Genomic DNA, 8,845 nt, shown 5'->3' on the forward strand with positions numbered 1-8,845 from the left:
GGCCACACCGAATCATATAAAATCGCGTCGGATCAATAGGATGGGTACTTCAACAAATTACCCTGGCGGTTTCAGGCGCGGCTGCGCGGCAGCCCCAGGCGCCTTTCCGCGACCATACTGCGCAGCACTTCACTCGTCCCGCCGTAAATCGAGGTGGCCGTGGAGTGCCGGTAGCCCTTCTCAACCACGCCCAGACCCGTCTTACCACGCTGCAGCGAGCCGGGCGCGGAGAGGTCCAGCAGGTCAGCCGCATAGTCGATGAAAGCCTGTGTCGCGAATATCTTCGTTGCCGGACCATAAGAATAATCCGTGGCGCCGGACAGCCGGGTCCATAATGCCCGCGCATTCAGGCACTCGGTGACGTAGGCTGCGGTAGAAACTCGGGTTAGCCGGGAGAGCGCGGAGGGCTGCTCGATGAATGGTTTACCATCGCGCTTTTCCTCATGCGCCCATGCTTCAACGGCCTCGACCATCTCACGCATCTGGTAGTGATAGAAGCTCCCGCCCTGCTCCATGGACAGCGCCGCGGACATCAACTTCACACCGGCATTCACGTCACCGAGCCGGTAACGGTCGGAGATGCGCACATCGGCATAGAAGGTGGCATTCGTACGTTCATCCATGAAGGTGTGTACCGGGTGAATCTCGACGCCAGGCACTTTCAGCGGCACCAGGAACAGCGTTAGCCCCTTATGTTTCGGCACGTCGAGGTCTGTGCGCGCCAGCAACAAGACATAATCAGACAGCTCAGCGCCCGAGGTGAACATCTTCTGGCCGTTGATGACCCAGTCATCACCATCGCGCACGGCGCGGGTTTTGGCGGCAAATACGTCGGACCCCCCGGAAGGTTCTGTGAAGCCCAGACACGATACTGCCTCGCCCTGGGCGAACCGCAGCAACACCTCTTCCTGCAAGGCCGGTTGGCCAAAACGCTGCACGAGATATCCGGCCATGCCGGTCACGCCGCGCGCCAACCCGACGAAACCAACTTCCTGCCACACATTGCCACTGGCACGCGTGGAGTCTGCATCCGCGCTCCGTCCACCCCACTTCTCAGGCCAGTCAGGAAATAACAGCCGCGCCTTGCCAAAGGCGCGATGAATGTCCCAGTCATGCGCTTCGAAGTTCTGCTCGCCGATCTGGTGCTTCTCCGGATCGAGTATGCTGTCGAACAAGGCGCGCGTCTCGTTCGCCAGTTCTCGGCCGGCATCGGGCTCTTCAAAGCTGATCTCCAGCGTTCCCACGTCTGGCAGGCTTGCGGTTTCACCCAAGAACAGGCGGCGGCCGCCCCGGACAAGTTCCATCTCCGGGTCGCCATACGCCAGCGGCCAGGACTTGGCCCGGCGATGATAAAGCTGAATGTCATATTCATTGGTCAGGCCGTAGCCACCAAACGTATGGATAGCATGCGCGACGCTGTTCGTCGCGTTACGCGAGGTCCACCAGAACAGCATTGAGATCATTGCGCCGGCGTCGGTCTGCCCGTCAGCAATGGCGCGCAGACACCGCCACAACAGTAGCGCCGCTCCGTCAGCATCGATGATATCAACGGCCAGCGGGTGGGCGATGGCCTGGTTGGCGCCGATCGGCTGGCCGAAGGCGATGCGCTCACTGGCATAGGCGGCTGCCATTTTAATCGCTTCACGCGACAGGCCGGTAAGCGCCGCAGCCGTGAGCAGCTTCCACTCCTCGATGCCGGCTGCCCAGATACGGGCGACATCCTCGTTGCTGGCAATCACCTGCCGCTTGCCCGAGCCGGGCGTAAACAGGCCGAGCGCCGCTCCGCCCAATGTAGACGGGACCACAAGCGGGTTCTCCGGGATCTCAATGGCCAGCTGGTTGCCATCAAGCACCAATACGCCCTGGGCGACAGCACCGCCCGGCACCAACTGCGTTTTGCCGTCGCACACCGGCTGCAAGGCCAATGTCAGCACCGTCTCGCCGGCGCGCACCTTCTCAATCCATTCCAGCGCGGTGGCGCCGCCGATCTGGCCAAGTATACGCAGTGCGACCATTGTTTCGGCGAGCGGCGCGGCGGCGAGCCGGCGTCCGGCTTCTCCCATCATCAGGCAGGCATCGAACAAGCTCATGTCACTCCCGCCGGCACTCGCGGGGAGCCGCATGAACGGGGCGTCGAGATCGACAAGGTCGCGCCACAATGCGCGGTCGAACCCAATCGGCTCTGCCGCACGCACGCGCGCCGGGGTCGACTCTGCCGCGAAAAACCGCTCGAACATTTCCTTGATCGGCTGGCTATCGTTTGGCAGGCTGAGTAGCATATCGACGTTCCTTCTTGATGACTATCCGGCACCTCGTTTGAGGTCGGCCCCAATGCAAACTTGTCTTGGCCTTTAGACGCCAGCGGAAACGCCGACGCGGAAAGGCAGCGATTCCCGCATGGCGAATGCGGCCATGAAAAGCTATCCCGTCCACCGCACTCCTACGCCATAAATGTTGCCTTGGAGATGGTTACCGCTCAAGTTATCGCTGCCACGATTGGTACACGCGACGATGCGGGAGAATGTGATTGCAGACGAGGCCGGCCAAAAGAGAACGTAATCAGCGTGGGCGCGGAGACCGGCTGCGGTCCGAGGTCATCGATGCTGCAATGCGGATTTTGGACCAAAATCTGCTCAACGAGCTTAGCCTGCGCATGGTTGCACGTGAAGTCGGGGTAGCGGCGACATCGGTCAATACCCATTTCCCCGATGCCAAAACGATGGTCACGGAGGTTGGCCGCGAATGCTGGCGGCAATTGGGCGAGGCTATGGCTGATTCCACGGCCCGCCTCGTTCACCCGACGGCATTCGAGGAACTGACGGCTAAAATGAGGGCCTACGTTCAATACGCGATGGAACGGCCTTCGCGATATCAGCTTTTATTCGCGCCCGAGTATGCCTCGTCGGAGAGTTCTCCCAATGCACCCGGACTTCTCCAGCCGGCATATCGCAGCGTGATCGCTCCCATAGAGCATCTCGCCGCCGAAGGACGCACTATACCAGCCAAAGACGCAATCTCCACCACATTATTGATTTTATCCGTTGCCCATGGGCGGATCGCTTCGGCGCATCTCGCCCCATGGCGCGCGGGCAACTCGGCCGCCGGCGTGACGGCATTCGTCGTGGAAACGCTCAGCCAGCTTTTTGGGGCAGATAAAAAACGAGCGCGGCGGCCATATTTGCAAGCTAAGAGAATATAAGGTAACGCCCGTAAGTTTAAAATGCGCGGCCTCTGGTAAAGAAGCAGGATGAGTTTCGCCGGGCCTCCTAAAATGCGGAAGCGAACCTAGAATGAAAACGGGAAACAGCCAGTTAGGCGGCAAGGTCGCCATCATTACGAGCGGGAGCACCGGCACGGGTCCAGTGATGGCAAAGCTGTTCGTCGAACACGGGGCACGGGTTCTGCTGTCAGCCCGCCGCGAGGATTTGGTCCATGCTGCGGCTGAGCGGGCCGGCGGCGCCATTGGCATGCGGGCCGATGTGACAAATGAAGCTGACGTAAAGGCGATGGTTGACCGCGCCATAAGTGCGTTCGGTCAGGTCGATATCTTCCTTAACAATGCCGCGGCTCCAGGGCATGACAAGTATATCTGGGAGCAGACGCTCGAGAATTGGAACGCGACCATCGCGATCGACCTTACGGCCGCCATGCTTTGCACGCGCGAGGTCCTCAACCAGTCGATGTTGGAGCGCCGCAGCGGCTCGATCGTCAATTTCTTATCCACTGCCGGATGGTCGGGGATTCCACGTAAGACCCATTACGTATCGGCCAAGAAGGCCTTGCGAGCGTTCACGAAGACGGTGGCGCTCGAGACCGGTCCGCACGGCATTCGCTGCAACTGCCTGGTTCCCGGCGGGATAGAGACGGAGCTCTGGAGGAGCTGGGGCGAGCGCATGGCCGCCGAGCAGGGGATTGATTTCGAGCCCTGGAAGGTAACTGCGCTGCAGGGCGTGGCGTTGCGCACTATCTCGCAGCCTTTGGACATCGCCAATTTGGCTTTGTTCCTGGCCAGTGATGAGAGCCGGACCATCACAGGACAGTCGATCAACTGCGACGCCGGCGGCTACATGGTGGGATGATGAATGCGGAAATTGAAGCGCGTTTGCGCCGTTTAGAGGGCCAGCAGGCGATCTATCAGGTCGTATGCGGCTATGGCTATGCGGTTGATGGATTGAACGCCGCCGCCGTTGGCTCTTTCTATACTCACGATAGTGTGTATGCCGTGGGAGATATAGGGGCATTCAATGGCCGCGAGGCCATTGAAGCGATCACCAGAGATCCGGGCCACGTGCAACTGGTCGCAAGCGGGTGCGCGCATATGTCTACCCTGCCGCATGTGCTGATCGAAGGCGACAAGGCCGTTGCCACCTGCCACACGATGGTTTCGATGCATGGCCCGGACGGGTTTTATATCGGTCGGCTAAGCGCTTCGCGCCGGCAGCTCACGCGGCAGGAAGGTGGCGCGCGGATGATCGTGCACCGGCAGAGCTTCGTGCTGAATGGTGAGCCTGCGGCAACCGCACTGCTTGGACGTTTGAAAGAAGGACCTGCGGCATGAGTACGCACAGAAAAATCCACGTCGGTATCGTCGGCGCAAATGCCGAGCGTGGCTGGGCCCGCGATGCGCATGTTCCGGCTCTCAAGGCGCTCGCGCAGGATTTTGAGCTGAGCGCCGTGTCGGCCAGAACCCAGGACATTGCTGAGCAGGCGCGGGTCGCATTCGGCGCGCAACAGGCGTTTGCCGACTCCCTGGCTTTAGCGCGGGCGCCGGAGGTCGAGCTTGTGGTAGTAGCGGTCAAGGTACCCGAACACCGCGCCGTGGTGCTCGCGGCCCTGCAAGCTGGCAAACATGTCATGTGCGAATGGCCGCTAGGCCGTGACGTTGCCGAGGCGGATGAGATGGCCGCCGCCGTTGGCCCCGCCAGCCACGTGATGATCGGTCTGCAAGGCCTCTCCGCACCGGCGATCCGCCAGGCAATGGCGTTGGTCAGGGAGGGAGCCATCGGCAAACCAACTGTGATGCGGGTGTTCTCGCCGACAGCAGGCTGGGGCGCGCAGGCGCCACCCGCCTATGCTTACCTTCAGGACAAGCGCAACGGCGCAACGCTTGAGACCATTACGGGAGGTCACACGCTGGCGGCGATGGAAGCAATCATCGGTCGCTACACCGAGATTGATGCCCGCAGCAGCATCCTGCGGCGTACACTGCATATACAAGGCACGGACGAAACGATCGAGCGCAGCTGCGCCGACCATGTGATGGTGCTTGGCCAGCATGAGAGCGGCTGCGTCTCAACCCTCGAAGTTGCCGGGGGGACTACCTTCAAGCCCTTCATGCTTGAGCTTGAAGGCGAAGCTGGATGGCTGAGGATTACAGGCAACAATCCCGGCGGCTACCAGACGGGAATGTTGGTACTGGAGAGTAGCGTGACCAGCGGCGGCACGTCTGAATTGATTACCACCGGGCTCAACGGGCCGCCGATCAACGTTGCCGAAAGCTATGCACGGCTTGCCGAAGACATCCGCTCGAATACGAAAACGGTGCCAGATTTCGATGCCGCGCGGCAGTTAAGCCGGCTGCTCAATAGGATAGAGCGGGCATCGGAGTCCGGACGTCGTGAGGTTTAATACGCGCGTTTCCATTTATGTTTTTCGTGTGGGTTCAGATGAAGGTTCCAAACAGCCGACCGGCTGATCCCGGCCGGATGACATCGCCCGTTTTGCCCAGATGCGTTACGCCGCGCGTATCGTGCAGATACCAAGGCGGTGTCGACAAACTAATAGCCTCGCTGCAAACTTGCCTCATATTGCCAACGGCCATGAACAGCGGTCATGGGCAGCGGGCCAAAGTTATTTGATAAAGCAGACCATTCAAAAACTGCTCCCCACATCAGGAGATGGACATGGACAACGACAACGCCAGCGGTATTCTACACGTTCCGGCACGGGACATTCCCGTCCCGTCTTTCCTCAGTGATATCGCCCGCGCCTATTTGATGCCGCAGCCGCCATCCATGCCCTACCCTTCGATTGAAGACAAAGCAGGCTGGCAAAACTATGTTTCGGTTATGACCGACGCCGTCCTGCCGATGCTGACGCAAATGATGTCTCAAGTGACAGCGAATGTCGTGGAACGCGATGCTGACGGCGCCCGCGTATACGACATTACTCCCCCAGGATGGGCCGAAGGCAGCCGCGGCGTTATTCTTGATATGCATGGCGGCGGGCTCATCCTCTGTGGCGGTGAGATGTGCCGCCTTATGGGCATGGGGGCGGCTACGCGCACGCAAAAACGCGTGTGGGCCGTTGACTACCGCATGCCGCCCGACCATCCTTATCCGGCGGCCTTGGATGATTGCATTTCCGCGTACCGGGCGCTTCTTCGTGAGTTGCCCGCGCAGGATATTATCGTGAGCGGCGGCTCTGCCGGAGGCAACCTGGCGGCCGCGCTGATACTGCGGGTCCGCGACGAAGGACTTCCCATGCCAGCCGGCGTTGTGCTGGTCACCCCCGAAGCTGATCTTACTGAGTCCGGGGACAGCTTCCGTACCAATGATGGCGTCGATCCGGGGCTTCGCAGCCTGATGGAGGTCAACCTTCTTTACGCAGATGGGCATGATCTGCGCCATCCATACCTCTCTCCGCTCTTTGGTGAACTCAAGGGTTTTCCGGATACCATACTTACGACGGGAACGCGTGACCTTTATCTCTCGAACACGGTCCGCATGCACCGGGCACTCCGCGCTGCGGGCGTGCCGGCGGCGCTACATGTAACTGAGGCGGGCCCGCATACAGGCTTCCCCGGCGCACCGGAAGGCCAGGCGATTGACCACGAAGTTCGACTGTTCATCCGGGCCTGTCTTCGGGAAAGCTGAGCTCGCACCAGCGAATGTGGGCTCGTCGGGGGCGAGACATTTCGCCGGGACGATGGATGCGTTTGCCTACTTGCCTCCAGCCATGAGGCGGCTGACAATAAATGTTAATTTGTACCGCCATGTCCCGGCGCTTCCGTCTGGCCTCTGTGGTCTGTCGAGGGCCAGGACGCTCAGGCCGGACAGCTTAGGAGATGTTTGATGACTACGAGTGATACGGCAAAGCTGGAAGCGGTACCCCTGCGGATAACCAACAAGGAGCTGATCCCAGCCGAGCGCTATTACGACGCTGCCTTTTTTGAACTGGAGCGCGAGCATGTCTGGCCGCATGTCTGGCAGATGGCCTGCCGACTCGAAGAAATTCCCAACATCGGCGATTATACCGAATACACGATTCTCGATAAATCGGTCATCATCGTAAATACCAAAAGCGGCGTGAAGGCGTTTCACAACGCCTGCCGCCATCGCGGCGTGCGGCTCGCAACCGGTCCGGGCAATTGCAAGAGCAGGGGCTTCATCTGTCCGTTCCATGGCTGGCGCTGGAATCCGGAGGGGAAAAACACCTTCATTTTCGGCAAGCAGGTCTTCAGTGAAGAATTGCTCGACCACGCCGAAATCGACCTGAAAGCCTGCCGGATCGACTTCTGGGCTGGCTGCGCCTTTATCAATTTCGATGATGATGCTCCTTCACTGCTCGACTCGCTAGGCCCGGTGGCCGACCGGATGAACGCCCGTAATGCTGACAAACTACAGATGGATTGGTGGTACGCGACAGTGTTGCCAACCAACTGGAAACTCGCGATGGAAGCCTTCCAGGAAGGTTACCACACGATGAAAACCCATCCGCAATTGCATCACTTATCCGCACTGGGAAACCCCTACGGCACTGACTCCGACGAAATGCTTGCAAGCCGCGGCCTCACGGCACGCGAGACTGTGAACATGCATGTCGATTTCCTCGCCAGGCTAAGCTCCGGCATGGGCGGCATGGTTCACGATTCGGAAGTCGCCGTGCTTGAAAAACTCCGCGACATGGAGGTTCCCGAGGACCCGCTGGGGGCCACGATGGCGTTCTACGCCCGGGCAAACGAGGAAATCACCAAGGATGCCATTGAGCGCGGCGCCCCCATGTTCGACATCACAAAGGTCTCGCACGAGGTGGAATTCCACGCTGTGGAATTTATGTTCCCGCATTTCTTCCTGCTGCCGATGCTGGGAGCCATGTCATCTTATCGCATCCGGCCGCTTACGCCCGAAACCTGCTTGTTTGAGATATGGTCCCTTGTGCTGCGTCCTGAAGGCGAATCACACGAAACGCCAAAGCAGCCGATCGTTCTGCCGCACAACTCCCCGGATTTTCCAGAAATCCCGCGGCAGGACTATTCCAATCTACCCCTCCAGCAACTCGGCTTGCATGCAGGCGAATTCAAATTCATGCGTCTGTCGAAAGACAGTGAAGGCATGATCAGCAATTACCAGCGTCTGATCGATGGTTATCTCGCCAGGCTTGACCCTCCGAAACTCGCCAAGGCGGCTCACATTGTGAATAGCGGATTTGAAGCGCCGATCAAGGATATCGGTTTTTAGGTTATTCTCAGTCGCTTTGTCTGTAGAAGGGCTACCGTCTCTCGTCCGAGACGGTGACCCTTGGTCGAAATCGCAGCAAGAGGCTTGCTGATTGCTATAGCAGTCTCACATGGTAAATCAGCCGGTGTTCCGGTCTCTGCACTAACATTACAGTTGCATTTTTGATTTAAAGTGTGCCCTTTGCGCGATTGCTTGATGAGTTCGTCGCCAAAGTGACCAAGCTATATTGCTGTTCGGCCGATTTTACTGGAACAAATCGCATGGTCGGCCTTGTGACCGCCTCGCAGATCGCCTCGGCATCCGCCGCATCGGTCTTACCACGCTTGACTAATCACGAGGTCCCCATAATGCGGAGGAGCGCGGCCTGATCGGCGGATTTTCGCCGT

At 59.3% G+C, this 8,845-nt stretch carries 7 protein-coding genes and 1 pseudogene; 6 read left to right on the top strand and 2 right to left on the bottom strand.

Annotation, left to right across the window (positions count from 1 at the left end):
• Nucleotides 1-71: 71 nt before the first annotated feature.
• Nucleotides 72-2,279, bottom strand: coding sequence for an acyl-CoA dehydrogenase (locus tag QQJ84_RS09380; protein ID WP_284257903.1), 2,208 nt, complete (start codon nucleotides 2,277-2,279; stop codon nucleotides 72-74).
• A 248-nt stretch (nucleotides 2,280-2,527) separates the two neighbouring features.
• Between QQJ84_RS09380 and QQJ84_RS09385 the strand changes: the two genes are divergently transcribed.
• The 6 genes from QQJ84_RS09385 (at nucleotide 2,528) to QQJ84_RS09410 (ending at nucleotide 8,459) form a co-directional block, all read left to right on the top strand.
• Nucleotides 2,528-3,199, top strand: coding sequence for a TetR/AcrR family transcriptional regulator (locus tag QQJ84_RS09385; RefSeq protein ID WP_284257904.1), 672 nt, complete (start codon nucleotides 2,528-2,530; stop codon nucleotides 3,197-3,199).
• Nucleotides 3,200-3,290: 91 nt separating this feature from the next.
• On the top strand, nucleotides 3,291-4,079 hold the full coding sequence (locus tag QQJ84_RS09390) for an SDR family NAD(P)-dependent oxidoreductase (protein WP_284257905.1): 789 nt from the start codon (nucleotides 3,291-3,293) through the stop codon (nucleotides 4,077-4,079).
• The gene (locus QQJ84_RS09395; protein WP_284257906.1) at nucleotides 4,076-4,558 is read left to right on the top strand and encodes a nuclear transport factor 2 family protein; all 483 of its coding nucleotides are present in this window, start codon (nucleotides 4,076-4,078) and stop codon (nucleotides 4,556-4,558) included. Before QQJ84_RS09390 ends, QQJ84_RS09395 begins: the two co-directional genes overlap by 4 nt.
• Nucleotides 4,555-5,628 carry a Gfo/Idh/MocA family protein gene (locus tag QQJ84_RS09400; protein ID WP_284257907.1) on the top strand — a complete coding sequence of 358 codons (1,074 nt, stop codon included), beginning with the start codon at nucleotides 4,555-4,557 and terminating at the stop codon, nucleotides 5,626-5,628. Before QQJ84_RS09395 ends, QQJ84_RS09400 begins: the two co-directional genes overlap by 4 nt.
• 275 nt (nucleotides 5,629-5,903) lie before the next feature.
• Entirely contained in the window at nucleotides 5,904-6,875 is a 972-nt protein-coding gene (locus QQJ84_RS09405) for an alpha/beta hydrolase (protein ID WP_284257908.1), read from the top strand.
• Between the two features lie 198 nt (nucleotides 6,876-7,073).
• Complete coding sequence (locus QQJ84_RS09410) at nucleotides 7,074-8,459, top strand: aromatic ring-hydroxylating oxygenase subunit alpha (protein WP_284257909.1); 1,386 nt, start codon at nucleotides 7,074-7,076, stop codon at nucleotides 8,457-8,459.
• A gap of 214 nt (nucleotides 8,460-8,673) precedes the next feature.
• Here QQJ84_RS09410 and QQJ84_RS19475 read toward each other — a convergent pair.
• Nucleotides 8,674-8,787: pseudogene (locus QQJ84_RS19475) on the bottom strand (IS110 family transposase); the annotation flags it as partial.
• Nucleotides 8,788-8,845 lie beyond the last annotated feature (58 nt).

Source organism: Acidocella aquatica, from assembly GCF_030160635.1.
Taxonomy (GTDB): domain Bacteria; phylum Pseudomonadota; class Alphaproteobacteria; order Acetobacterales; family Acetobacteraceae; genus Acidocella; species Acidocella aquatica.